This window comes from Eisenbergiella porci, assembly GCF_009696275.1.
Classification (GTDB): Bacteria; Bacillota; Clostridia; order Lachnospirales; family Lachnospiraceae; genus Eisenbergiella; species Eisenbergiella porci.
Genome location: NZ_VUMI01000016.1, coordinates 62,386 through 89,045, shown reverse-complemented (window position 1 = coordinate 89,045; position 26,660 = coordinate 62,386). Strand labels below are relative to the sequence as shown.

The window sequence follows — 26,660 nt, the reverse complement described above, 5'->3', positions numbered from 1 at the left end:
GCATACGAATGAAGAAACCATACGCAAAAGAAACAATATGTATCCAGTCGGGCTGGAAGCCCGGAAACGGAGAACCCAGGGTCCTTCCCATCTATCAGACAACCACTTATAAATACGATACCTCCGAGCAGATGGGACGTCTTTTCGATCTGGAGGAGGACGGCTATTTTTACACCAGGCTCCAGAACCCCACCAATGACTGTGTCGCGCAGAAGATCTGCGAGCTGGAGGGCGGCGTGGCGGCCATGCTCACATCCTCCGGCCAGGCCGCTAACTATTATGCGGTGTTCAATATCTGTGAGGCGGGCAGCCATGTGGTGCTTTCTTCCACCGTTTACGGCGGCACCTTCAACCTCATCGCCGTAACAATGAAGAAAATGGGAATTTCCTGCACTATCGTGGATCCGGATGCGGACTATGAAACCCTCTGCCAGGCTTTTCAGGAAAATACAAGATGTGTGCTGGCGGAAACCATTGCCAACCCCGCGCTGGTGGTGCTTGATATTGAAAAATTTGCAAAGGCGGCCCACGCCCATCAGGTGCCTCTGATTGTGGACAATACCTTTGCCACGCCCATTAACTGCAATCCTTTTAAATGGGGGGCGGATATCGTTACCCATTCCACCACCAAGTACATGGACGGACATGCCATGTGCGTAGGCGGCGCCATTGTGGACTCCGGCAATTTTGACTGGAGCCTTTATCCGGAAAAGTTCCCGGGCCTGTGTGAACCCGATGATTCCTATCACGGCATCATATATGCGGAAAAATTCGGAAAGGAAGCGTACATAAGGAAGGCAACGGTACAGCTGATGCGCGATCTTGGCTCCATCCAGTCGCCGCAGAATGCGTTCCTTCTGAACGTGGGGCTGGAAACGCTTCATCTGAGAATGCCCAGACACTGTGAAAACGCCATGAAGGTGGCGAGCTTCCTGGAAAATCATGAAAAGGTGGCCTGGGTGAACTATCCCGGCCTAAAGAGCAGCAAATATTATGAACTGGCATGCAAATATATGCCGAACGGTACCTGCGGCGTGATTTCCTTCGGCCTGAAGGGCGGAAGGCATGCAGCACAGATAATGATGGATAAGCTGGAGCTGGCGGCTATCGTGACGCACGTTGCGGATGCCAGAACCTGTGTGCTTCATCCTGCCAGCCATACACACAGGCAGATGAACGACGAGCAGCTGAAGGAAGCCGGAGTCAATCCGGATCTTATCCGCTTCTCTGTGGGAATCGAGAATGCGGAAGATATTATAGCGGATTTGGAGCAGGCGCTTGCCGCTATCTAAACTCAGCGGGCCGCGCCGGTTATCCGGTGCGGCCCTGCGTGTTAAAAGAAGGCAGCAGTTCGTACCAAGCTGCGCGGTAAATACGCAGACTGGACAAATATGCGTCGGCAGAAGGCATCCTGTCCATCGCACAACGGTTATAAACGGCAGGATGCCTGTAACAGTTCGTCTATACAAACTGTTCGAATCGGGGGGAAGCATGAGATATCTCAGATGCAGGTTTAATTATATATTGTGGGCATTGTACGGTCTGGTAATCTGTATTTATTTTACTGCGCAGATTTCTCTGATCTGTACCATGCTGGATCTTGGCTGGCCTTATTATTTCCTCGGAACGGCAGGCTGCGCTTTGCTGTTGGTCCTGGCGGTTTATACGCCGGTTCATATGCTGGCGGAAAAACGGGCTGAAGTAAGACCGGAATTAAAGCATGCCCAGCTGTGGGAATGCCTTTTCCTTATTTTTGCCATTGCGGCGGCCCTGCTTCTGAGGCTCTGGATGGCTTCCTCCGGCGGCGCCGGGCTGTACGGCGACAAAAGCCTGTATATAATCGCAGCCGCTACGGCAGGACAGCCTGTGAGGCTGACCGGGCTTCATTTTAACGAAATTTTTCTGTTCCTTCTTACCTGCCTGTTTTCCATGATCGGCGTGTGGGAAAATAACTGTATTCTTTTACAGCTGGCCCTGCAGATTGCAGCCATTGCCCTGCTGTATCCGGCTGTGCGCATGATTGCGGGGAAAATCGCGGCGGTGGCGGCCGTGACGGCGGCGGCCCTGCTTCCGGTATATGTGGAATACTGTCTGTCCGCCACGCCGGAAGGCCTGCGTATGCTCTGTTTTTCCCTGCTTCTGTTAATAGTGGGAGCCATGCTTGGCAAGCTTAAGAAATGCGGAAGGAAATCTGCGGCGGCAGGACTGATTCTTTTTCTGGCCGGCTTTGCGGCGGGGATTTTTTCATTCCTGGATTATTATTTCCTGAGCGTATTTCTTCTGGGACTTCTGGGGATCCTGTATCTGGAACGACGCGGTGTCCGTGCTAAAACAAGAATTAAAGAAACGGCAGCTTTTTTTATCGCCGCCCTGTGCGGTTTTGCAGGCGCGCTCTGCCTCCGGCTTTTTCTTTTCGGCGGGAGCGTTGCGGAGGTGCTTCAGGAATGGTTTTTGGCAAATATGGAGTCAGGACAGACCGGCTGGGCAAGCCTTGCCGGCAGGGAAGCGCTGTTTTACTTCCTCCCGCTGCTGTTTTCGGCGTTTTTTTATGTATTCGGATTTTTTGAACAAAAGGGAAATCTGGGAATAATCTGGATTCTGCCTTTTGCTTTTCTTCTTATCAGTGATCTGATATTTGGCACCAGCCTGGAAAAGCAGACGATAACGCTGCTTTTCTGGGGCGTATTTGCCGGTATGGGGGTACATAGCATGTGCTGCTTTGAAAAGGATAAAAACAGGAAAAATAAAGAAAAGCCGTCCCTTCCCAAAAAAAGAAGGCATCACCCGGGCGCTTCCGAAAAAGAAGCGTCTGCGCAGGCTTCCTTTATGGCTGTGGGAATTGAAGCAAGGCTGGAAGCGCCTGCTGGTTCGCCGCTGCCCGGGGAACCCATTCCCAACCCGCTGCCCGGACCCAAAAAGCATGTCCAAAGGGAAATGGATTTTGCATATGAGCCGAAGGAAGAGGAGATGTGCTTCGATATTGACCGTTTTGAAGAGGGTGACGATTTCGATCTGCTATAGAATAAGGAAGGGTAAACGTTTAGCAGGAGCAGGCTGGTGAATTTTTCTGCGCTTGCCGTATGGTTGGACAGTAACTGAAACCCATATAATCATAAAAAGTTTTTATAAAAGTGTGCCGGAAAATTCCATTATTATTCCGGCGCACTTTTTTCTTCCCGCTTTTTCCTCCCGGAAACAATTGCTTTGGCGCATAAAACCCGCCTGACCTGCAAACAATACGAAAAACAAACGGATAACAGCAAACGCGGTTTTTTCGCGGGACAGGAGCAGACAATATGAGCAGCAATAAAGCAGACGAAGAAAAGCAAAGGGATGAAAGAATCGAGGAAACCGGACAGCTGACGCTGGAGCGTCACGGAGAAAACGACAAAGCCATCCATATGATAACCATCATCGGGGAAATCGAAGGCCATGACAACCTGGGAAGCTCCTCCAAAACAACAAAATACGAGCACATCCTTCCCCAGCTGGCCGCCATAGAGGACAGCAGTAAAATAGAAGGTCTTCTTATCCTTCTGAACACCATGGGCGGCGATGTGGAAGCGGGCCTTGCCATAGCGGAGATGATCGCCTCCCTCAGCAAGCCCACCGTTTCCCTTGTGCTTGGCGGCGGCCATTCCATCGGCGTCCCCATTGCCGTCGGCGCCGACTATTCTTATATCGTTCCCACAGGAACCATGGTCATCCACCCCGTGCGTATGAGCGGCACCGTCATCGGCGCTCCCCAGACCTTTGACTACTTCAAACAGATCCAGAACCGTATCACCGGCTTCGTTTGCTCCCACTGCGACATCACCAGAAGCCGTATGGAAGAGCTCATGATGGAAACAGGAGTCCTCACCAAGGACCTGGGCACCATCCTTGTGGGTGAGGAGGCTGTAAATGCAGGCCTTATCAACGAAGTGGGCGGTATCAAAGAAGCTATCCAAAAGCTCCACACCCTGGCCGGCCGGAAAAAGTAGGGGAGGACGGCTAAAGTCAGCAGCCCCGGCTGCGTACTGTTTTTCCCCGCAGGGTCCCTGGCCGGCCGTCCTTCTTCCCGGATACGGTGGGGGTGTTTCCGGCTCCAGTCTCAAAAACGGGGTATTTCTAACCGTCCCGGGAGGCCGGAATCCTGCCAACGCGGCCGGAACTCCTCACGCAGCGGCTTGCAGCCGGCTGCGTTCGTCAGACAGGCCGCTAAGGGCGGCATGATTCCGGCCTCCCGGGGCGGTAAGAAATATCTCCGTTTTTTCCAATGGAGCCGGAAACACCCCCACCGTATCCGGGAAGAAGGACGGCCGGCCAGGGACCCTGCGGGGAAAACCAGGCGCAGCCGGGGCTGCTGACTTTAGCCTGGGTATATAGGGTTGCCGGAAGACTATAAGAAAGACTTTGAGGAAGGCTATGAAATATTAAATGATGACAAGGGCCCCGTTTCGTGGTATACTGATTTCGATTCAGTCTGTGATTCAAACAGATTTCGGAGGCGGTAAACAATGGCATCAGCTTCAGGAAGCAGGTCAGGCGCGGGTAAAAAGAATACAACTTCTTCTTCCAGAACGAGAAGCAATTCCAATACAAAAACTAAAAAAAGCACATCGAATGCACGGGATAAAAGTCAACAGAAGATTAGAACAGAAGAGGAAAGCGCAATCACCAGTGAGATCATTCTGATTGGTGTCTTTGCGTTAAGTATTCTTCTCTTTTTATGTAATTTTGGGGTGATCGGCCCTGTGGGGAATGCTGTCAGTCATGCGATGTTCGGCATTTTCGGCATGATGGCTTATGTGATTCCGGTGATGATTTTTCTCGGGATTGCTTTTGGTATCTCCAACAGAGGGAATGTGTTCGCTGTAATGAAAATTGTGGCGGCTGTTCTTTTGGTACTTTTAATTGGTGTGGTGCTGGAGCTGATCGGGGGGCAGGTGCCTTCCATGGAGAAGTATTCCGTTGCGTCGCTTTATAAGGTGAGCGCGGATTCCAAGGCCGGGGGCGGGGTGCTGTCTGGTTCCCTTGCCTATCTTCTGAATCATTTCCTGGGCATGGTGGGAGCTGTGCTTCTGGTAATCGTGCTGGCAATTATATGCCTGGTGCTGATTACGGAGAAATCTTTTGTGGGCGGCGTGAAGTCGGGGAGCAGGAAGGTATATGAGTCTGCCCGTGAGGATGCAAGAGTGCGTAAGGAACGCGCCCGGATAAGAAGAGAAGAGCTGGAAGCCAGAAGGGAAGAGGAAGAACGGCTGGCACAGGAGGAGGAGGCGCGCAGGGATGCGGAGCGGATTCTCCGGATGGATAAAAAGGTGTCCGGCGTAATGATAGATACTACCCTGGCGGCGCAGGAGAAAGAGGCCCGTGAGGAAAACAGGGAACGGCTGAGAAATGATATTCATGAAATAACGGTGGAGGATGCTGCGGCGGAAAAGAAAGAGAGTGTCAAGGTAGCGCCCAAAACAGATAATATTATTGATTTTGATAAAATACAGATACATACCGCCGGGCAGACGGTCCGGGAGGAGGAAGGGGAAGCTGCGGGTGAGCTGCATCCTGTCAAAGAACCTGCCGTTTCGGATCCTCTGGCACAGACCTACAAAAATGCGGATGTATTCAGCGATATGAAGGAAGTGTCACCCGTACATATTACGGCAAAGCCTGTGGGGGAGGCACGTTCTGAGATTTTTGACAGCCAGGTATTCCCGGAGGGGGCGGAGCCTGAAATGGACGTTGTTGCGGCAGGGGAGGAGCTTCCCTGGGACGAGCCGCCAGGAATACCGGGGGATGGGGCGGCAGAAGAAGTCAGCAGCCCTGCGCCTGAAAGGGAGCGGCCGAAGGCCAGGCTTTCGAAAGAGGAACATCCGCTTCCGGGAGGCGGAAAGCAGTTTACCGGCGAAGGGCGCCAGCTTACGCTGAAGGATATAGAACCGGCCGGAAAAGCGGCTGCGGCGGCGGGAGCTGCCGGACAGGCGGCCATGGCTGAAATGCGCAGGGAAGGGGCGCCTGCAGTTGCCCAGATACCGAAAAAAGAGCGCCCCTATCATTTCCCTCCGATTTCACTTCTTCAGAAGGTTGGCGGAAACAATTCCGGGGATTCAGTCAGGGAGCTTAAAAATACGGCGGCCAAGCTGCAGCAGACGCTGGCTACCTTCGGCGTTAAGGTGACCATTACAGATATCAGCCAGGGACCGTCCGTAACCAGGTATGAGCTGCAGCCGGAGCAGGGTGTTAAGGTCAGCAAAATTCTGGGACTGGCGGATGATATCAAATTGAACCTGGCGGCAATGGATATTCGTATTGAAGCGCCGATACCCGGAAAAGCAGCGATCGGGATCGAGGTTCCCAATAAGGAAAATACCATGGTTTCGTTTCGTGAGCTGATGGAAAGCAAGGAGTTTAAGGAGTTCCCATCACGGCTGTCCTTTGCCGTAGGGAAGGACATTGCCGGTAAGGTAGTTGTTTCCGATATTGCCAAGATGCCTCATATGCTCATTGCAGGGTCTACCGGTTCCGGTAAATCGGTCTGTATCAATACATTAATAATGAGTATTTTGTATAAAGCCAAGCCGGATGAGGTCAAGCTGATCCTGGTGGATCCCAAGGTGGTGGAGCTGAGTGTTTATAATGGAATTCCGCATCTGCTCATCCCTGTTGTGACCGATCCGAAGCAGGCTTCTGCGGCCCTGCACTGGGGCGTTGCCGAGATGACGGACCGTTACCAGAAATTTGCGGATATGAACGTCCGTGATTTGAAGGGATATAATAAGAAAGTTGAAGACATGCGGGTGAAGGGAGACGCAACGGCTCCCGATAAGCTGCCTCAAATCGTCATTATTGTAGACGAGCTTGCCGATCTGATGATGGTGGCTCCCGGTGAGGTGGAGGAATCCATCTGCCGTCTGGCCCAGCTGGCCAGGGCTGCGGGGATCCATCTGATTATTGCGACCCAGCGTCCCTCCGTGGATGTTATAACGGGCCTGATTAAAGCCAACATGCCCAGCCGTGTGGCTTTTGCCGTATCCAGCGGCGTGGATTCCAGAACCATTCTGGATATGAATGGTGCGGAAAAGCTGTTGGGAAAAGGAGATATGCTTTTCTATCCCCAGGGCTATTCCAAACCGGCGCGTATCCAGGGAGCTTTTGTTTCCGACGGCGAGGTTTCCGATGTGGTTGATTTCCTGAAGAACCAGGTGATTGGAAATGTTTACGATGATCAGATCGTTGAAAAGGTAAAAACGATGGAATCCTCCGGCGGCGGAAGCGGCGGAGGTGCCGGCGGCGGTGGGCCGGAAAGAGACGCCTACTTTGAAGAAGCGGGCAAGTTTATCATCGATAAGGATAAAGCGTCTATCGGCATGCTTCAGAGAGTGTTTAAAATCGGCTTCAACCGTGCGGCGCGCATTATGGATCAGCTTGCGGAAGCGGGTGTTGTGGGAGAAGAGGAAGGCACCAAGCCCAGGAAGGTGCTGATGAGCCCGGAACAATTCGAACAATACATAGAGGAATCGTAACTGTGAAGGTGTTTTTAAAGCAGTTGCCCAAAAACTCTTTAATCAAGGAGGATACAAATGAAAACAGATATTGAAATCGCACAGGAAGCGGTCATGGAGCCAATCGTTAAGGTGGCGCAGAAGCTGGGGATCAAAGAGGATGAGCTGGAGCTTTACGGAAAGTATAAAGCGAAAATATCCGATGAGTACATGAATTCCATCAAAGGAAACCCGGACGGAAAGCTGGTACTGGTGACAGCTATCAATCCCACGCCCGCCGGGGAAGGCAAGACCACAACCAGCGTAGGCCTGGGCGAAGCCTTCGGGAAGCTGGGGAAAAAAGCGGTAATCGCCCTGCGTGAGCCTTCTCTTGGGCCCTGCTTTGGCATTAAGGGTGGAGCGGCCGGCGGCGGCTATGCCCAGGTGGTTCCCATGGAAGATTTGAACCTTCATTTCACAGGAGATTTCCATGCGATTACATCTGCCAATAATTTATGTGCCGCTCTTCTTGATAATCATATTCAGCAGGGAAATGAACTGGGTATTGATACCAGACAGGTGGTCTGGAAACGCTGCCTGGATATGAATGACCGTGTGCTGCGCAACATCGTTGTGGGTCTGGGAAATAAAATGGACGGTACGGTAAGGGAGGATCATTTTGTTATTACCGTTGCAACGGAAATTATGGCTGTTCTCTGCCTGGCGGAGGATATGGACGATCTGAAGGAAAGGTTGTCCAGAATGGTAGTGGCTTATACTTTTGATGGAAAGCCCGTTACCGCAGGGGATATCCATGCGGTAGGCTCTATGGCGGCACTGCTGAAGGATGCGCTTAAGCCCAACCTGATTCAGACGCTGGAGCATACGCCGGCGCTGGTTCACGGCGGTCCCTTCGCCAATATCGCCCATGGCTGCAACTCGGTAAGAGCCACCAAGACTGCTTTGAAAATGGCTGATTACGTTATCACAGAGGCTGGCTTTGGCGCAGATCTGGGCGCTGAAAAATTCTTTGATATCAAATGCCGCATGTCCGGCCTGAAGCCTGATGCGGTCGTTCTTGTAGCCACAGTCAGAGCGCTGAAATACAACGGCGGCGTACCCAAGGCAGAGCTTGGCAGCGAGAATCTGGAAGCCCTGGAAAAAGGAATTGTCAATCTGGAGAAGCATATTGAAAACCTTCAGAAATATGATGTTCCTGTTGTGGTTACCCTGAATTCCTTCATTTCGGATACGGCAGCGGAAATTGCCTTTGTAAAGAAATTCTGTGAGGACAGAGGCTGTGAGTTCGCTATTTCCCAGGTATGGGAAAAGGGCGGTGAAGGCGGAATTGAGCTGGCGCAGAAGGTTCTGGAAACACTGGAAAAGAAGGAAAGCCATTTCCATGTATTATATGAGGATACTCTCAGCCTGAAAGAAAAGATTGCTGCAGTTTCCAAAGAAATTTACGGGGCGGACGGTGTGGTTTATTCGCCTGCTGCGGAGAAACAGCTGAAGAAGCTGACAGAACTTGGCTTCGGAGGACTGCCGGTCTGCATGGCAAAAACCCAGTACTCCCTTTCCGATAACCCGGATCTTCTGGGACGGCCGGAAGGCTTTGAAATCAATGTGAGAGAAGCCTATGTATCCGCGGGAGCGGGCTTTGTGGTTGTGCTGACCGGAGCGGTCATGACGATGCCGGGTCTTCCCAAAACACCGGCCGCGTTCAGTATTGATGTGGACGAAGACGGCAGGATAACCGGCCTTTTCTGAGAATCATCAGGAATGCAGGGTATTTTTTGACAGCATATGTACCAGCGCAGGAAGGAGAGAATGACCTATGGCAAAAATTATTGACGGCAAGGCAATATCCAAAGCCATCAAGGATGAAGTAAAGCAGCAGGTGGAGGAATGGAAGCAGCAGGGGATTACAGTTACCCTGGCTGTTATCCAGGTAGGCAGTAACCAGGCCTCTACCGTATATGTGAACAATAAAAAGAAGGCCTGCGAGTACACGGGCATCCGTTCGCTTTCTTATGAGTTGCCGGAGGAAACCACGCAGGAGGAGCTTCTTTCTCTTGTAAGGGAGCTTAATGACAGGGAGGACGTGAACGGCATCCTGGTACAGCTTCCTCTTCCTGCGCATATGGACGAGGATGAGGTGATCAGGACGATTTCACCGAAAAAGGATGTGGACGGCTTTCATCCCCAGAGCGTTGGTGCGTTATGCATAGGCCAGCCGGGGTTTGTATCCTGCACCCCTGCGGGGATTATCGAGCTGCTCAAAAGATCCGGCGTTGAAATCGCAGGCAGGGAATGCGTGGTTATCGGCCGCAGCAATATTGTGGGAAAGCCCATGGCAATCCTTCTTCTGCGTGAAAACGGTACAGTTACCGTGGCTCATTCTAAAACTGCGGATCTGAAGGCGGTAGCCAAAAGGGCAGATATTCTTGTGGTCGCTGTGGGCAAAGCCAAAATGATAACAAGCGAATATGTGAAGCCCGGCGCCGCAGTCATCGATGTGGGGATGGACAGGGATGAAAATAACAGGCTTTGCGGCGATGTGGACTTTGAAGATGTGGAAAAGGTGGCAGGCAGCATCACCCCGGTTCCCGGAGGTGTGGGCCCTATGACGATTGCCATGCTGATGCACAATTGCCTGGAGTCCGTAAAGCTTCAGGGAAAGTAACAGGAAGGATTGTGTATGAAATGTCCCAGATGTGGAAGTGAAATCAAGGACGGAAGGCTGTTTTGCGAGAAATGCGGGGAAGAAATCCGGATAGTGCAGGATTTTGAACCGGAGATGGAAGTGAATATGGAAGGAAATATTTCCATTGAAGATGAAATCTCCATGGAAGAAAACCTCTCCGCAGATGATATTCTGTCTGATGATACGGAAAAATCCGGGACAGAGCCCTGGCGGAGTGGAGTCCTGCAGAAAATAGGAAAACGGGTTTCCCTTCTGACAGTAAGACAGAGAATGATTATGGCTGTCGTACTCGTTCTTCTGCTGAGCGCGGTTTTAGGACTGGCGGTGGCGGGAGTGCAGCATTTCAGCGCAGATTATCAGTATGATAAAGCGCTGGAATACATAAATAAAAAGGATTATGCAAAGGCATGTTCCTACGCGGAAAGAGCTGTGGAGCTGGAACCGGGCAATGTGGAATATCTGGTACGGCTCGCCGGCTGCTTTAGCGCCATGGGCAATGAAGAGGAGACCATTGAGCTGTGTCTTCGTATTATAGGAATGGACGAATCCAATGAAGCGGCCTACAAACGTTTAATATCCATATATGAGAAAAGAAAAGAGTATGATATAATAAATGAGCTGCTTCTTTCCTGTGGAAATGAACAGATAGTAAATCAGTATCCTGGCTTTATAGCCAAACCGCCGGAATTTTCCTTCAAGGGAGGTGTTTACAATGAGACGCTTTCATTGAAAATGCTGGCGAATACCCAGGGCACCATTTATTATACGGTGGATGGCAGCAAGCCTGATGAAAGCGGTCTGGTGTATTCCTCCCCGGTTTTTCTGGAATCCGGCCAGTATGATATCCGTGCGGTTTTCATCAATTCATATGGTGTGGAAAGTGATGAAACACAGGAACATTTTTTTGTGGACGTAACCGTGCCGGAGGCTCCGCTGGTAAGCCCTGAGGAAGGGGAATATTCACGTCCCACCATCATTTCGGTAGAGGTGCCCGAGGATTATACGGTATATTATACCACTGACGGAACGCTTCCTACTGCTGACAGCATTCAGTATACCGGGCCGTTTCCCATGCCGGTGGGAGTCAATACCTTCCGGTTTGTCAGCTATAGTGCTGCGGGAGTGGCAGGCGTGGAAACGCAGGTACGCTATTCGCTGAACCTGCATGCGGCGCTGAGTATTGAAGCGGCAAAGAACAAGCTGCTGTTTGAACTGGTCAATGCCGGTATCATCCAGGATATGAGCGGCAGTGTGAAGACAGGGAGCGGACATAACGTTTATGGATATAAATATGCGGTGACGGTAGACGGATCCGATTATTATCTTTACAGGGAATATTATGAAGACGATGCCGGGAACCGTGCCGGAACAGGCACGGATTATGTGGTAAGCATCATGGAAGGACAATGTTATAAAGCAGTGCAGGCTGCGAAGGAAACTTCGGCGGCAGGTGCGGCGGTACAGGGAGACGGCGGCAAACTGCCGGACGAGCCTGAGACTTCTGCGAAGGAAGCCTCTGAGGAAAACGCGGATGCTAAGGACAAAGGCCCCTGGAGCACACTGATACTGCAGGATATAAATTCCGGATCCAATCCGGAGTAAGTCATCAAGACATTATTAAACAAGCAGATGGAGGGAAAAAATGTATCAGATTTTACAGGCAAAGGAACTGACCACAAACATTTTTATGATGGTAGTGGAAGCAAAGAGAGTTGCAAAATCCTGTGAACCGGGACAGTTTGTAATCGTAAGAAGGGATGCAGACAGCGAGAGAATTCCGCTTACTATCTGTGATTATGACAGAGAAGCGGGCACGATCACCATCGTATTCCAGATTGTAGGAGCAGGAACATTGGAAATGTCTACCCTGAAGGCAGGAGATGCCTTCCATGACGTTGTAGGTCCTCTGGGCCGTCCTTCGGAACTGGTGGAGGAAGACATGGAGACCCTTTCCAGGAAAAAAATCCTTTTTGTTGCAGGCGGCGTGGGAACAGCTCCCGTATATCCCCAGGTGAAATGGCTTCATGAGCACGGAATCGCAGCGGATGTTATCGTAGGCGCAAAGACTAAAGATCTGCTGATTCTGGAAGAGGAAATGAAGTCTGTTGCCGGAAATCTCTATGTGACTACGGATGACGGCTCCTACGGAAGAAGCGGTATGGTAACACAGACAATCCAGGATCTGGTGGAGAAAGAAGGCAAGGCCTACGATGTCTGCATTGCTATCGGACCGATGATCATGATGAAATTTACCTGCAAAATGACAGAGTCCCTGAATATTCCCACTGTTGTCAGCCTGAATCCCATTATGGTTGACGGAACCGGTATGTGCGGCGCCTGCCGTGTAACCGTAGGCGGCGAAGTGAAATTCGCCTGCGTGGACGGACCGGAATTCGACGGACATAAGGTTAACTTTGATGAAGCAATGAAGCGCCAGCAGATTTATAAGACAGAAGAAGGCAGGGCGTTTTTAAAGGCCAAAGAAGGCGCTACCCACCACGGCGGATGCGGTAACTGCAACTGACAGGTATAATTTGCGGAATGAAGACAGTGACAGTTCAGTCAGCGGAACTGTTACCGAAGACAGTGACAATGGAGGATAATATGGACGTTTTAAAGAAAGTGCCTGTAAGAGAACAGGATGCAAAGGTGAGGGCTACCAATTTTGAAGAGGTGTGCCTTGGATATAATAAAGAAGAGGCTATGGAAGAAGCTGCAAGATGCATTAACTGCAAGAATGCCCAGTGTATCAAAGGCTGTCCGGTATCCATCAACATCCCCGGCTTTATCGAAAAGGTAAGGGAAGGGGATATCGAGGCGGCTTATCAGGTTATCAGTGAGGCTTCCGCGCTTCCTGCCGTATGCGGCCGTGTATGCCCTCAGGAAAGCCAGTGTGAAGGAAAATGTATCAGAGGCATTAAAGGGGAGCCGATTTCCATCGGTAAGCTGGAGCGTTACGTAGCCGACTGGGCAGGGGAAAACAACATCAAACCGGAAGGCGCAAAGGAGAAAAAGGGCAAGAAGGTTGCTGTTATCGGTTCCGGCCCTGCAGGACTGACCTGTGCGGGAGATCTGGCAAAGATGGGCTATGAGGTTACCATTTTTGAAGCGCTGCATGAGCCCGGCGGCGTTCTTGTATACGGAATCCCTGAATTCCGTCTTCCCAAGGAAGCCGTAGTGAAGAAGGAAATTGAAAACGTAAAATCTCTGGGTGTTACAATTGAAACCAATGTAATTGTGGGAAAATCCGTAACCATCGATGAGCTTCTGACAGAAGAAGGCTTTTCTGCTGTATTCATCGGCTCCGGCGCAGGGCTTCCCAAGTTTATGGGAATCCCCGGAGAAAATGCGAACGGTGTGTTCTCTGCAAATGAATATCTGACAAGAAGCAACCTGATGAAGGCATTCCGCGAGGATTCCGAGACGCCTATCATGCGCGGCAAAAAGGTAGCGGTAGTCGGCGGCGGAAACGTAGCTATGGATGCGGCAAGAACAGCGCTTCGTCTCGGGGCTGAGGTTCATATTGTTTACAGAAGAAGTGAAGAAGAGCTTCCTGCCCGTGTGGAAGAAGTGCACCATGCAAAGCAGGAAGGAATTATATTCGATCTGCTCACCAATCCCGTTGAAATCCTTGAGGATGAAAACAACTGGGTATGCGGCATGAAATGCGTGAAGATGGAGCTGGGCGAGCCCGATGCTTCTGGAAGAAGGCGTCCTGTGGAGATTCCCGGTTCCGAATTTGTTATCGACTGCGACACCGTAATCATGTCCCTGGGAACCTCACCCAACCCGCTGATTTCCTCCACCACCGAAGGACTGGATACCAACAAGTGGAAATGCATCGTTGCCGATGAAGAATTCGGAAAAACCTCCAAAGAAGGCGTTTACGCCGGCGGAGACGCCGTAACCGGAGCCGCCACAGTAATCCTGGCAATGGGGGCAGGAAAAGCCGGGGCTAAGGGAATAGACGAATACTTATCAAAGTAACTGAGTTTGGAAACAGGGAGATACAGCATCATGGTAAATCATATTGTTTTTTGGAATTTCAAGCCTGAACTGACGGAGCAGGAAAGAGAAGAGGCCGGGGAGACGATCCGGCAGAGCCTGGAAGCGGTCAGGGAAAAAGCGGAAGGGGTCATCAGCCTGGAAGTCCGGATCAACGAGCTGGCATCCAGCAGTAAGGATATCGCCCTGATTTCCAGCTTTGAAACAGTGGATGCGCTGAATGCGTACCAGGTTCATCCCGACCATGTCAAGGCGGCCGGCTTTATCAAAACAGTGACCTGTGACAGGGCATGTTTTGATTATGAAGGCTGAGATTAACTGTAACGATTCCGTCCCTGACAGGGGCGGAGCGCTGAAAGAGGAGGAGTCATTATGCCCTGGTGTCCAAAGTGTAAAAACGAATATGTGGATGGCGTAAAGACGTGTGTTGACTGCGGCTGTGACCTGGTGGGTTCCCTGGAGGAAATGGAAAAGGAAGGCCTGATTTTCGGGACGCAGGAAGAAATGGAAGAACTGCTTTCCTTCCTTTCCTGCAATGGAATCAAAAGCGGGGAACTACGTTTTGACGAAACAGAGGATCTGTATGAATTATTCGTTTCACCGGAGGAAAAGGGCAGAGCATCCCGCTATTCCGGTATTTTCCAGAAGGAGAAAAACCTTCGGGAAAAAAAGAAAGCGATAAATAACAATAGTTTTGAAGATATGCAGGAAGAGCTGGCGGAGACGGAGGAAGAGGCTGAAGAAGAAGCTGTGGAAGCTGCACCGGCAGGCCCAGTGTATGAAGCGGCCTCCCAGAAAGCCGAGAATTTCAAGTCGGGTGCTTATACGCTGCTGGGAGCCGGTATTGTGGGCATGCTCCTGCTCATCTGCCTTCTGGCGGGCGTTCTGCCCATACAGCTTAACGGAAGCACGAAATATCTTACCGGCGGGGTAATGGGAGCGCTTTTTCTCGTATTTATAGTAATGGGAGTGCTTTCCCTGAAATCTTCCAGGCAGTTTGAGGGAAAAGCAAAGGAAGAATCCGCTCTGAAAGAGGAGCTGCGCCGCTGGTGTGATGAGAATATTACGGCGGAGGCTGTGGACGCTTCAATTCCGGACTTGCCGGATGCGGAGGAGGCACGCTATTTCAGGCGGACGGAACGGATCCGCGCTATGATATCCGAGAATTTCCTGAATCTGGAGGCCGGCTATCTGGAAAATTTTGTGGATGAAATATACCCACAGTTTTTCGGCGAAGACGGACAGTAACTGTGAAGAAACCAGGCAGTTAGGAATGAGTTAAATATGCGGCAGCCTCTGAGTGGGATCAGAGGCTGTTTTCAGGTAATTGTCCCGGGGGCCGTGCGCCGCGGACGGGCAGGATATGATTGTGATGCGGCGGAATGCCGGACAGGAAAGGGAGCGGTATATGAAAATCTCAATTATCTGCGTTGGGAAAATAAAAGAAAAATTTTACAGAGAGGCCGTTGCCGAATATGCCAAAAGGCTTTCACGCTACTGTAAGCTAGAGGTGCTTGAAGTGGAGGATGAAAAGACGCCGGAGCAGCCAAGCCCCGCGCAAAAGGAGCAGATCCTGCGCAGGGAGGCCGAACGCATGGAACGTTATATCAGGCCGGACGCCCATTTAACCGCGCTTGCCATAGAAGGCAGAAAAATGGATTCCGAACAGTTCGCTTCCCGTATAGAAAGCCTGGGCGTCAGAGGAATCAGCCATATCCAGTTCCTGATAGGTGGATCGCTTGGAATCCATCCGTCACTGCTGGATAAGGCGGATGACAAACTCAGCTTTTCCGATATGACCTTCCCTCACCAGCTGATGAGGGTAATACTGCTGGAACAGATTTACCGGGGATACCGGATCATGAACAAAGAACCGTATCACAAATAATTGTATTTGACTTGCTGTAAAAAGAAAAGCGTATCAGACACGCAGACAGGAGAACTAATGGAACGCAATCTGATTATGCTGGGAACCGGACATGCCATGGTGACCAGATGCTATAATACATGCTTCTGCATACAGAACGCAGAGGACTACCTTCTGGTGGATGCAGGCGGCGGAAACGGAATCCTTTCCCGGCTGGAGGAGGCGCAGATCCCTGTGGAAAAAATACACTGTATGTTCGTCACCCATTCCCACACGGATCATGTGCTGGGCGTGGTCTGGATGATACGGAAGGTGGCCACAATGATGCGCGGCGGCTCCTATGAAGGAAAGTTTAAAATTTACTGCCATGAAGAGCTAGCAGATACGATTACCCAGCTCTGTATGCTCACGCTGGTTAAGAAATTCACTTCGTTTCTGGGAGATCGTATTCTGATTAAAAAGGTGAAGGACGGGGAAGAAAAAAATGCGGCGGGCATGAAGCTGACTTTTTTTGACATCCATTCCACGAAAACAAAACAGTTCGGATTCCGGGCGGGGTTTGAGGACGGGACAAGGCTTACCTGTCTGGGGGATGAACCCTATAAGGAAACGGCCAGACCCTATGCCGAAGGTTGTGACTGGCTGTTGAGCGAAGCCTTCTGTCTGGACAGGGATAAGGAAATTTTCCATCCTTATGAGAAGCATCACAGCACGGCCCTGGATGCCGGACGCCTGGCGCAGCAGCTTCATGTGAAGAACATGGTCCTTTACCATACGGAGGATACCTGTCTTTCGGAAAGAAAGGAGTCCTACACAAAGGAAGCGGCCCGGTGCTTTGACGGAAATATTTTCGTGCCTCTGGACCTGGAAAGAATCCGGTTATGAAGAGGGGAAAATGCTCATATACTGCAATATGAGTAGAAAATCTAATGTATTTAAAAAGAAAAGTATAACCGGAAAGAAAAGCGTACTGGAAAAAAGCTCCGCCCCGGGCAGGAAGGAGCAGCTTGTGGAGTCCCTGAAGCTGCCCAAGGATATGCTTCTTGGGGCTTCCATCCTCACCATGACGGGAAATCACGAGCTGTGGGTGGAAAATTACAAGGGAATTATCGAGTATACCACGGAGTCAATCATACTGCAGGCAAAAACCGGACAGATCGCTATCTGCGGAGGCGGGCTGGTCATTGATTATTATACCAACGAGGACATGAAGATAATCGGAAATATACAGTGTATCCGCTATCTTTGACACCATGGAGGGATAATAGGCATGAAGGAATTTTTCCGGTATCTGCGGGGGTATCTGAAGATAAAGGTATGGGGATATTCTCCGGAGCGGTTTATGAATCTGTGCAGCAATCACCACATTCTGCTGTGGGACATTGCCAGGCAGGAGGATTGCTATACCATGTATATCAGCCTGTCCGATTTCTACAAGCTGCGGCCGATTGTAAAAAAGACCGGAACAAGGGCAGCCGTTCTGGAACGATACGGGCTGCCTTTTTTTATATGGAAAATGCGGAAAAGAAAGGTCTTTGCCCTGGGGCTTCCCTGCTGTCTGGCCTTTCTTATCGCCATGTCCCAGTTTGTATGGGCCATTGATTTTGAAGGGAATATATCTATTACGGATGATGTGCTTCTGGATTTCCTTGCGGAGAACGGCGTGGATTACGGCGTGGCCAAAAATAAGGTGGATATCGAAGCCCTGGAGGCGGGGCTTCGGGAAAATTTCGATATAATTACCTGGACCTCGGCCAGGATAGAGGGCACCCATTTTATTGTTAAAATCAAGGAAAACGATCTGGCCGTGGAGGAAGAGACGGAGGATGACAAGGAAAACTGGCCCGGAAGCAATCTGGTGGCCACACAGGACGGCGTGGTAGTATCCATCCTCACAAGACAGGGGGTGCCAAAGGTGACGGAAGGCACGAGCGTGCAGAAGGGAGACATCTTGGTTTCCGGAGCAGTGCCGGTCATGGCCGATGACGGGACGGTGCGGGAATACCAGTTCTGCCATGCGGACGCGGATGTGGCCCTGGTTTATGAAATCCCTGTACATGAAGAACAGCCGCTTCTGTATGAATATAAAAACTATACCAACCGGGAAAAGAAGGATTTGTTTTTTTCATTGGGACATAAACGCTACATACTGAAGCTGGGAGAGTGCAGATTTGTAAAATACGATACCATACTTGACAGCCGCCAGCTGTGCATCTTAAACCAGATCTACCTTCCCTTTTATTACGGCTTTGTAGTACACAGGGAATATCTTCCAGTAGAAGCGGTTTATCAGGAAAAAAAGGCGGAATCCATGCTGAATGAAGCACTTTCAAAAAATATAGTAAGTTTAGAAGAAAAAGGGGTACAAATAATACAAAAAGATGTTAAAATAGAAGCAGTGGGCAATATGCTGGTGATGGACGGCTATATGACCGTGCAGGGAAATGACGGTAAATCACAGCCTGTACAGGAACAGCAGCCTGCGGTTGAAAATGAGACGGAACCCGGGAGCAGTCAGTAAATATATGGAGCAGTTTGAAGAGATAATTGAAATGGAAGCCGGACATATTCTGAATGTGTTCGGCGAATACGATAAATATGTGAAGAAGCTGGAGAAATATCTGTCGGTCACCATAGTTGACAGGGACGGAGGCGTCCGGATTACCGGTTCGAGGAAGCATGTGGAGCAGACCGCAGCCATTCTGAACCAGCTTCTGGAATTATCGAAAAGGGGAAACCAGATTCAGGAACAGAATGTGGATTATGCGATTGAGATGAGTATGGAAAGCAACAATGACGCACTTTTAGAAATAGACGGCGATCTTATCTGCCATACGGTGAGCGGAAAGCCGATTAAGCCGAAAACGCTGGGACAGAAGCAGTATGTGGATGCGATCCGCAGGAATATGATCGTTTTCGGTATGGGCCCTGCCGGCACAGGCAAGACCTATCTGGCCATGGCTATGGCAATTACGGCATTTAAGAACAACGAGGTGGAACGGATTATCCTCACCCGCCCCGCCATTGAAGCGGGAGAGAAGCTGGGATTTCTGCCCGGCGATTTGCAGAGCAAGGTTGACCCGTACCTGCGCCCTCTCTACGATGCCCTCTATCAGATCATGGGCGCGGAAAGCTTTGTAAAAAACATGGAAAAAGGGCTGATCGAGGTGGCGCCTCTTGCCTATATGCGCGGCCGCACGCTGGACAACGCCTATATCATACTGGATGAGGCGCAGAATACCACGCCTGCCCAGATGAAAATGTTCCTGACGAGAATCGGCTTCGGCTCCAAGGTCATTATAACCGGTGATTCCTCACAGAAGGATCTTATGCCCGGTGTGAAATCCGGCCTTGACATAGCGGAGAAGGTACTGCAGAAAATCGACGATATCGCCTTCTGTACCCTGACCAGCCGGGACGTCGTCAGACATCCCCTGGTGCAGAAAATCGTAAAGGCATACGAAACCTATGAAAACCGCGAGCTTTCCAGGGAACGCACAAAGCCGCAGAGGGAAACGAAGGATAATGCCCGTAAAAAGGGGAAAGGAAGATTTGCCAGATGACCATATTTGTAGAAAATGAAACCGACTATGTCTTTCCCTTCGACCCCGAAAAGGTTGCCGGGCAGGTCGTCCTGGAGGTGCTGGAAGAGGAAAGCTGCCCATATGAAACGGAAGTGAATATCCTCATTACCGATAATGAAGGCATAAGGCTTTACAACCGGGAATACAGAAATATTGACAGGGAAACGGACGTGCTGTCCTTCCCCAACGTCCCCTTTGAAGCCCCGGCGGATTTTAACGCGGCGGAGCAGTACGAAGCAGACTGCTTCCAGCCTGACAGCGGAGAACTGATTCTGGGAGATATTATTCTTTCCCGTGACAGGATACTGGAACAGGCGGAGAGCTTCGGACACAGCATACGCCGTGAATTTGCGTTCCTTGTGGCCCACAGCATGCTTCATCTGTGCGGCTATGACCATATGGAACTACAGGAAGCAGCCGTAATGGAAGAAAAACAGAACCATGTCCTGGACGTGCTGGGAATTACGAGAGATATTACCGACTGATAACGGCAACTGTCCCGCAACAGTTCCGTTATCTGAACTGCTGACGCTGTGTTTAATGCACAAAATAAAAACGACAAATAGAAAAGAAAAATAGAAAAGACTTGATGATAGGATTGCGATACGGATGAAGATGGCTGCGAATAACCATAAGAAAAAAAGAAGAAGAAACGACAGACCGGCCGGAGGAGGCGGCGCTTTTCTTGCCGTCTGCAGCGGCCTGGCCGGTCTGATTGCCATGATTAAAAGAATACCTCTGACCAATATGATCGGAGATAACGGAAACGCCTACTACAGCATGGCGTTTGATACCTACACATTTTTCTTTTTACTCTGCGGCTATGCCGCTCCCGCCGTTGTGGCTAAAATGACGGCAGCCCGGTGCTCCAAAGGACAGTTCCGCAATACCAGGCGGGTCTGGAATGTCTCCATGGGCCTGACAGCCGGTTCGGGCCTGATATGCGCACTGCTCATGTTCCTTCTTTCCGATGTGCTTTCACGCAGGGTTCTCGGAGAACCCATGAGCGCCATCGCTATGAAAATTCTTGCGGTAAATCTTATTTTTGCTTCGGTACTTGGACTCTACAGAGGCTTTTTCCAGGGCATGGGTACGATGGTTCCCACGGCGCTTTCCCGCTTCCTGGAAGAAGTGCTCTGTCTTATTGTAATGCTTGTAGCCGCCGGAAAAATGGGAGAGTACGGCAGCAAGGTGGGAGCCCTGCTTCAGAACCCCAATTACGAACAGGCCTTCGGCGCCGCAGGCGGCATCCTTGGCCTTGTCATCGGAAGCCTGGTACCACTTCTGTTTCTCCTGGTGGTATTTTTCATGTTCCAAAGCAGCTTCCGTAAAAAAGAGCGAAAGGACATGGGAAAAGGCACTGAAAGCTACCACCGCCTGATCCGCATCCTCCTGCTCACCTCTTTTCCGGTAATTCTCATTGCGCTGGTAACCCAGGGCAGTGTCATTGCAGATCAGATTATGTTCCTGAAAATGAGCTCCAAATCACAGGATACCATAGTCCAGTGGGGCGTTTATGCCGGAAAATACAGAATCCTGTCAGGAATGCCCATTATCGTGATTACCTCCATATGCGCATCCCTCGTACCGGCCATGTCCGTTTCCAACGCCAGCATGAACATCGGCCGCCTCAAGGAAAAGGCTCAGCTGCTCCTCCGCCTGGCCGTCCTGCTTGCCCTGCCTGCAGCCGCCTTTTTTGCCATCATGGCGGACACCCTGATGCCGGCGCTGTTTAAAACAGGAAACCTGGAACTTCCCGCCGCGCTTCTGCGCATCGGAAGCATCGCCATCATATTCCAGGCCCTTTCCATGGCCATGGCAGGCATACTCCAGGGACTTGAACGGGAAAGGAACGTCCTCGTCAACTCAGCGATCGCCTTCCTCGTCCATATCATCACCCTGTACATCCTTCTTAAAAGCACGAAACTGGGCATCACCGCCGTCCTCATTTCCACCATCGTCCTGTATGCCCTGCTTTTTATCCTGAACCTCCTGTCCGTACAACGGCGGATATCCCTGCGCATTGACTGGGGCCGTATGATAGGCACCCCTGTCATCTCCGCAGCCGTATCAGGCGTGATTATCCTCCTGATAAACAAGCTCCTTACCGAAAAAATGGGCAGCATGGCCATGACCATCCTCTGCCTCATCCTCGGAACCATCATATACCTCGTCCTTCTCCTTGCCCTCCACGGCATTACAGAACGAGACCTCAAAGATATCCCCGCAGGAGAGATACTGATCACAGCCGCCAGGGCGCTCCATCTGATGTAGCCCCCGACCCCTGCCGGTTACAGACCTGTGATAATTATATTTTTACAGAGAAGTCCTTATAAACAGTGCAGGTACACCGTTTATAAGGGCTTACTTTATAAAATAAAAAATTTTGCCGGAAAGGATGGAAGAACACATAATGATCCAATTTTCAAAAAAAATAGAACAATATCGAAAACGGATACAAAATAATCCTGCACTTGTCAGGCATTTACAGGAGGAAGTTAAGGCTGTATTTACCAGCCGGATTCAGGTCCCCGAAAAAGGAATCGGAAACTGGATCCTATATTACTATTGTCCGGACTGTTCGGCAGCGCTGGAATTTAACAGGAACAATGAAAAGGAACACCGATGCCCAAGATGCGGGAAAATTTATCACGGCGAACCCTTCCATGGCGCCTGGTGGAGCCATATCCACAACCAGAATGCGATCCAAAGCGTAAATATGGGCATATTATTCTTCCTCACAAATGAAAAGGAATATTTTGAAAAGGTAAAGCAGATATTACTAACCTATGCAAAATACTATGCAGGCTATGAAATCCATGGAAACATACCATGCAACGGCCCCGGAAAGGCCGAGGCCCAGACGCTGGACGAGGCAATACTGCATACGATATAATTCAGGACCAGCTGTCTGCGGAAGAAAAGAAAACCATCTGTGAAGGCCTGTTTCTCCCTGCCGCTGAATTTTTACTGAAATACACGGAAAAACAGATTCACAATCACGCCGTTGTGATTGGAGCGGCATTGGGAATGCTGGGCATCATACTGGACAGAAAAGACTGCATAAAAATTGCCGTCTATGATAAATATGGACTGAAGGACCAGCTGGACAGAGGCGTCCTGGAGGATGGAATGTGGTATGAATGCGCTTTTTCATATCATATGTACGCTCTGAAGTGCTTTTTTACCTATGAAAAATTCGCCCGCCGCACACAACATGGGCTGCTGGGACATCCCAACTACCCGAAAATGATCTCCTGTATTCTGCGCTACATACAGGAAGACGGGACTCTGCCTGTTATCAATGATGCACAGCTGTCACAGGGCGGAATGGAAGAATATCAGATTTTGGAATTTGCCGCATCAAACTTCCCTGTTGACGGAATACATGACATACTTAAAAAATCATACCAGGGAACCCCCCGCAGCTTAAACACAGAAGCCTTTCTATACGGACCGGAAACATTATACACAAAGCAGGAAAAGCTAAAAGAAAGCTACATTGCCCAAAACGGCGGCGGACTGACCATGCTGTGTGAAAATGGCAACACATGCCTTTGCTTTCGACACGGTCCATATGCCGGAGAACACGAACACTTTGACAAGCTGGCCATTACACTGCGCGCATTTGGCACTGACATTGCCTCTGATCTGGGAACCTGCGGCTACGGCGCCCCCATGCATTATCAATATTACAAAAACACAGCCACACACAATACGGCAGTCATCGATGAAAGCAACCAACCTCCGGTAAATGCAAGACTGGTACGATATGAGCTAAAGGAACAAGGCATATACCTGGAAGCCGAAGCCGACTTTTCAAAAGACACACGCCCCCGTCCCGACAGCAATGCCCCCAGGCTGTGGAAAGAAGAAATATACGACGGCGTATACATGAACCGCAGGCTTTTCTGGAATCCCAAATGGCTGGCGGAAGTATTTGTGGTACAAGCAGACCGCCCGCACCAGATAGACTGGGTGATGCATTTCAACGGCCAGGCCTGCAAAACCCCCGCAACCGCCGCTGTTACCCCCTTTTCACAAAAACCGCCCTTTTGCTTCCTGGAAAAAATGAGACCCCTGGCCGCCAGCCAAGAACTCATTAACACATACCAAACCTAGGACATTTACACCACACTCTACGCCGGCCAACAGAACCACCACCTTTACCAGGGACTGGGCCCCGGAAATCCGTCAGATGAAAAAATCACTTATCTAATAGAACGTACCTCCGGAAAACAAGCCATATTCTGCCACCTTATTGAAATAAGAAAAGACACACCAACAATAGAAAACGTAAAATTTGACCTTAACGGAAAAGATGCCACCATCCGCATTAAAGAAAAACAAAAAACAATCCTCCTGCAAATGAAAAACCAACTGCCAATTCAAATTACAGAATTAAATTAACCCAAAGAAATAAATTTCCCCAAGGAAATGATTCCTATAACATAAAAATCAACGAAACAACACATTACTAAATAAGAAAATTACCGCTAACAATACCCCCAGGTTCTTTCTGCCCTCAATTGGTTCCGTGACGCAGGTATGTGGGTTGGGGGTTTGTTCCGGCAGGCGGGGAGGGATGGGGGAATTTCCAGTTCCATTAGAAAAAACGGTGATGTTTCTTACAGCCCCGACAGACCATTCATCTGCCGCCCTTAGCGGCTTGTCTGACGAACTGCAGCCGGCTGAAGGCCGCTGCAGTGAGGAGTTCAGCCGCGCTGGCAGAAGAATGGCCTGCCGGGACTGTTAGAAACACCCCGTTTTTGAGACTGGAACAGGAAATCCCCCCATCCCTCCCCGCCTGCCGGAACAAACCCCCAACCCACATACCTGCGCCCTACGGAACCAATTGAGGGCAGAAAGAACCGCCCTCCCCCGCCGCTGAATAATTTGGCTTAAATATGCTGATACTTGATACAAAAGGGATATAAGAGCAGGAGGTTCTTATGCGTTTGTGGAAGAAAATCAGCATATTTTTAATTTATCCGCTGCTTATGCTGGCCGCGGGTTTTCTGGCATCCATAAAGCTGCAGGATTTCTTTTACCCCAGCCGGGAACAGCCTCAGATCGTACAGGAGGAAACAGCGGCGCAGGAGCAGGGAAGTCTGGAAGCGGCGGAGCTTGGCGGCTTAATCATTACCTGTGATACACGTTTTGTGGTAAAGAGCCTGGATTTGGCGGATTCCAGCCGGACGGAGGAGGAGCTTCCGATTCCGGAACAGTATATCGGCATGGACAGGGAGGCGTTTCTGTCAGCAATGGACAGCTACGAGACGGCGCCGTCTTTAAATGATCTCAATAAAGGCTTTCTTTCCCTGGATGTGCAGCGGTTCTCAGCCGATGAGGTGGTAATCCAGAAAAATTACGAAAGTAAAAAGAAATGTACAGAGTTCTATCTTGCCGTGGAAAATAATTATGTGGTAGTATATGAATCTGATAAAAAGACGAAATATATGTCCACAGGGATTCCGCTGCAGAGCCTTTCCGCAGAGCTGGCGGGGGAAATTCTCCGTTTCAAATATGTGGGAAGCGAGGCGGAGCTTTATAATTTCCTTGAGTCTTACTCCAGTTAGTATTATAATGGATAACAGTTCGGACGGCTGAAATGAGGCCAGGAAGCGGCATCTGGAGCCGTCTGAAATGTTACGGTAAAGAGCGCGCGGGACATATGCGCTTGTACAGGATAGGAACCGGTTGTATGAGGAGAAGAGAGATTGGAATTATCGGAGGCGGGGCCTCCGGCCTGATGGCTGCCATATCGGCGGCGCAGGCTGACAGCTCTGGCAGCTGTAAAATCACAGTATTGGAAAAAAAAGACAGGGTGGGTAAGAAACTGCTGGCGACAGGCAACGGGAAATGTAATTTAACCAACCTGTCTTTTTCTGTAGAAAATCCGCAGCAATATTACCGCAGCCAAAATCCGGAGGCACTTTCCGGGTTGTTTGCGCAGTTTGGGGAACAGGATACGCTGAAGCAGTTCCGGCGTATGGGGATGCTGGTCATGGACAGAAACGGCTATGTATATCCCCTTTCACAGCAGGCGGCCACCGTGCTGGACACACTGCGTTTTACCCTGGAGGAGCAGGAAACTGAGGTGGTTACGGATTGTGCGGTGGAGAAAATAATCGTTTCCCAAAAGGGGCGGGATACGGAATTCCTGGTGCGCGCCGGTGGGGAAGACTGGCTGTTTCGGAAGCTGATTCTTGCCTGCGGAAGCATAGCCGGTGAAAAAAATGCGGATTTTGGCGGGTATGCCCTGGCGAAGGCCTTAGGACATACGATCCTTAAGCCGCTGCCTGCGCTTGTGCAGCTTCGTTGTGCGGGAAGCTTCTGGAAGGGACTGGCAGGGGTACGGTGTGATGCAAGGATACAGCTCCTGATCAGCGGACCGGGAACAAAGGAGAGCTATGAGGAGCAGGGAGAGCTGCAGCTGACGGACTATGGGATTTCGGGGATTCCGGTTTTTCAGCTTAGCCGTTTTGCCGCTGCCGCGCTGGATGCCGGAAGGCAGGTGAAGGCGTCCATTGATTTCCTGCCGGGGTTCCGGGATAATGAGGCTCTGTGGCAGGAGCTGATGGAAGAAAAATGCACGTCCTGCCGTCAAAGGAGTATGGAGGTGCTGTTTGGCGGCCTGGTGAATAAGAAGATTATCCAGACGGCGGTAAAGCTTTGTGGGCTTTCTATGGGAGACAGGGCGGAACGCAAAAATCTTCCTGCCATAAGGAAGGTTTTTGCGCTGCTTAGAAGCTTTGAAGTGCAGGTGACGGATACGAATCCTTTTGCCAATGCCCAGGTATGTGCGGGCGGCGTACCTCTGACGGAGGTGGACGGGCATATGGAATCACGCATATGCTCCGGCCTTTATCTGGCGGGAGAGCTTTTGGATGCGGACGGAAGGTGCGGCGGCTACAATCTTCAGTGGGCATGGACCACAGGTTACATAGCGGGGAAAGATGCGGTTCTGTCACTGGAGAAACCAGCCGGCCAACGGAAAAAAGGAAAAAGAGAGTAACAGATTAAAAAAGCTG

The 26,660-nt window shown here is 50.4% G+C and carries 22 protein-coding genes; all 22 read left to right on the top strand.

Going from position 1 to position 26,660, the window contains the following annotated elements; all coding sequences use genetic code 11:
* Window positions 1-8 precede the first annotated feature (8 nt).
* On the top strand, window positions 9-1,292 hold the full coding sequence (locus FYJ45_RS11750) for an O-acetylhomoserine aminocarboxypropyltransferase/cysteine synthase family protein (protein WP_154464732.1): 1,284 nt from the start codon (window positions 9-11) through the stop codon (window positions 1,290-1,292).
* Between the two features lie 199 nt (window positions 1,293-1,491).
* A complete protein-coding gene (locus tag FYJ45_RS11745) occupies window positions 1,492-3,021 on the top strand; it encodes a hypothetical protein (RefSeq protein ID WP_154464731.1) in 1,530 nt (509 codons plus the stop codon).
* Window positions 3,022-3,296: 275 nt separating this feature from the next.
* Window positions 3,297-3,983: a ClpP family protease gene (locus FYJ45_RS11740; RefSeq protein WP_154464730.1), complete on the top strand. Its 687-nt coding sequence runs from the start codon at window positions 3,297-3,299 to the stop codon at window positions 3,981-3,983.
* A 516-nt stretch (window positions 3,984-4,499) separates the two neighbouring features.
* On the top strand, window positions 4,500-7,505 hold the full coding sequence (locus FYJ45_RS11735; RefSeq protein WP_154464729.1) for an FtsK/SpoIIIE family DNA translocase: 3,006 nt from the start codon (window positions 4,500-4,502) through the stop codon (window positions 7,503-7,505).
* Between the two features lie 57 nt (window positions 7,506-7,562).
* Window positions 7,563-9,233 (top strand): formate--tetrahydrofolate ligase, encoded by a 1,671-nt coding sequence (locus FYJ45_RS11730; RefSeq protein WP_102288739.1) that lies wholly within the window; start codon window positions 7,563-7,565, stop codon window positions 9,231-9,233.
* 67 nt (window positions 9,234-9,300) lie between these two features.
* Entirely contained in the window at window positions 9,301-10,149 is an 849-nt protein-coding gene (gene folD, locus FYJ45_RS11725; RefSeq protein ID WP_154464728.1) for a bifunctional methylenetetrahydrofolate dehydrogenase/methenyltetrahydrofolate cyclohydrolase FolD, read from the top strand.
* 15 nt (window positions 10,150-10,164) lie between these two features.
* Window positions 10,165-11,772 carry a chitobiase/beta-hexosaminidase C-terminal domain-containing protein gene (locus tag FYJ45_RS11720; protein WP_154464727.1) on the top strand — a complete coding sequence of 536 codons (1,608 nt, stop codon included), beginning with the start codon at window positions 10,165-10,167 and terminating at the stop codon, window positions 11,770-11,772.
* Between the two features lie 40 nt (window positions 11,773-11,812).
* On the top strand, window positions 11,813-12,694 hold the full coding sequence (locus tag FYJ45_RS11715) for a sulfide/dihydroorotate dehydrogenase-like FAD/NAD-binding protein (protein ID WP_021638966.1): 882 nt from the start codon (window positions 11,813-11,815) through the stop codon (window positions 12,692-12,694).
* Window positions 12,695-12,774: 80 nt separating this feature from the next.
* Window positions 12,775-14,157, top strand: a complete 1,383-nt coding sequence (gltA, locus tag FYJ45_RS11710; protein ID WP_195841793.1) for an NADPH-dependent glutamate synthase — start codon at window positions 12,775-12,777, stop codon at window positions 14,155-14,157.
* A gap of 30 nt (window positions 14,158-14,187) precedes the next feature.
* The gene (locus FYJ45_RS11705) at window positions 14,188-14,487 is read left to right on the top strand and encodes a Dabb family protein (protein ID WP_154464726.1); all 300 of its coding nucleotides are present in this window, start codon (window positions 14,188-14,190) and stop codon (window positions 14,485-14,487) included.
* Window positions 14,488-14,547: 60 nt separating this feature from the next.
* Window positions 14,548-15,423, top strand: coding sequence for a hypothetical protein (locus FYJ45_RS11700; protein WP_154464725.1), 876 nt, complete (start codon window positions 14,548-14,550; stop codon window positions 15,421-15,423).
* 160 nt (window positions 15,424-15,583) lie between these two features.
* Window positions 15,584-16,063: a 23S rRNA (pseudouridine(1915)-N(3))-methyltransferase RlmH gene (gene rlmH, locus FYJ45_RS11695; protein WP_154464724.1), complete on the top strand. Its 480-nt coding sequence runs from the start codon at window positions 15,584-15,586 to the stop codon at window positions 16,061-16,063.
* Between the two features lie 57 nt (window positions 16,064-16,120).
* Entirely contained in the window at window positions 16,121-16,927 is an 807-nt protein-coding gene (locus tag FYJ45_RS11690; protein ID WP_154464723.1) for an MBL fold metallo-hydrolase, read from the top strand.
* Between the two features lie 10 nt (window positions 16,928-16,937).
* On the top strand, window positions 16,938-17,291 hold the full coding sequence (locus FYJ45_RS11685) for a YabP/YqfC family sporulation protein (protein WP_235930771.1): 354 nt from the start codon (window positions 16,938-16,940) through the stop codon (window positions 17,289-17,291).
* A 21-nt stretch (window positions 17,292-17,312) separates the two neighbouring features.
* Window positions 17,313-18,563, top strand: coding sequence for a sporulation protein YqfD (locus tag FYJ45_RS11680; RefSeq protein WP_154464722.1), 1,251 nt, complete (start codon window positions 17,313-17,315; stop codon window positions 18,561-18,563).
* Window positions 18,564-18,567: 4 nt separating this feature from the next.
* Complete coding sequence (locus tag FYJ45_RS11675; protein WP_154464721.1) at window positions 18,568-19,605, top strand: PhoH family protein; 1,038 nt, start codon at window positions 18,568-18,570, stop codon at window positions 19,603-19,605.
* Complete coding sequence (gene ybeY / locus FYJ45_RS11670; protein WP_154464720.1) at window positions 19,602-20,111, top strand: rRNA maturation RNase YbeY; 510 nt, start codon at window positions 19,602-19,604, stop codon at window positions 20,109-20,111. Before FYJ45_RS11675 ends, ybeY begins: the two co-directional genes overlap by 4 nt.
* 124 nt (window positions 20,112-20,235) lie before the next feature.
* Complete coding sequence (locus FYJ45_RS11665; protein ID WP_154464719.1) at window positions 20,236-21,900, top strand: oligosaccharide flippase family protein; 1,665 nt, start codon at window positions 20,236-20,238, stop codon at window positions 21,898-21,900.
* 139 nt (window positions 21,901-22,039) lie between these two features.
* Complete coding sequence (locus tag FYJ45_RS11660; RefSeq protein ID WP_154464718.1) at window positions 22,040-22,522, top strand: transcription initiation factor IIE subunit alpha family protein; 483 nt, start codon at window positions 22,040-22,042, stop codon at window positions 22,520-22,522.
* On the top strand, window positions 22,459-23,748 hold the full coding sequence (locus tag FYJ45_RS11655) for a heparinase II/III domain-containing protein (protein WP_154464717.1): 1,290 nt from the start codon (window positions 22,459-22,461) through the stop codon (window positions 23,746-23,748). The genes FYJ45_RS11660 and FYJ45_RS11655 overlap by 64 nt, the downstream gene beginning before the upstream one ends.
* An 830-nt stretch (window positions 23,749-24,578) precedes the next feature.
* Window positions 24,579-25,205 (top strand): hypothetical protein, encoded by a 627-nt coding sequence (locus FYJ45_RS11650; RefSeq protein WP_117545087.1) that lies wholly within the window; start codon window positions 24,579-24,581, stop codon window positions 25,203-25,205.
* Between the two features lie 125 nt (window positions 25,206-25,330).
* Window positions 25,331-26,644: an aminoacetone oxidase family FAD-binding enzyme gene (locus tag FYJ45_RS11645; protein ID WP_195841791.1), complete on the top strand. Its 1,314-nt coding sequence runs from the start codon at window positions 25,331-25,333 to the stop codon at window positions 26,642-26,644.
* The last annotated feature ends 16 nt before the right edge of the window (window positions 26,645-26,660 follow it).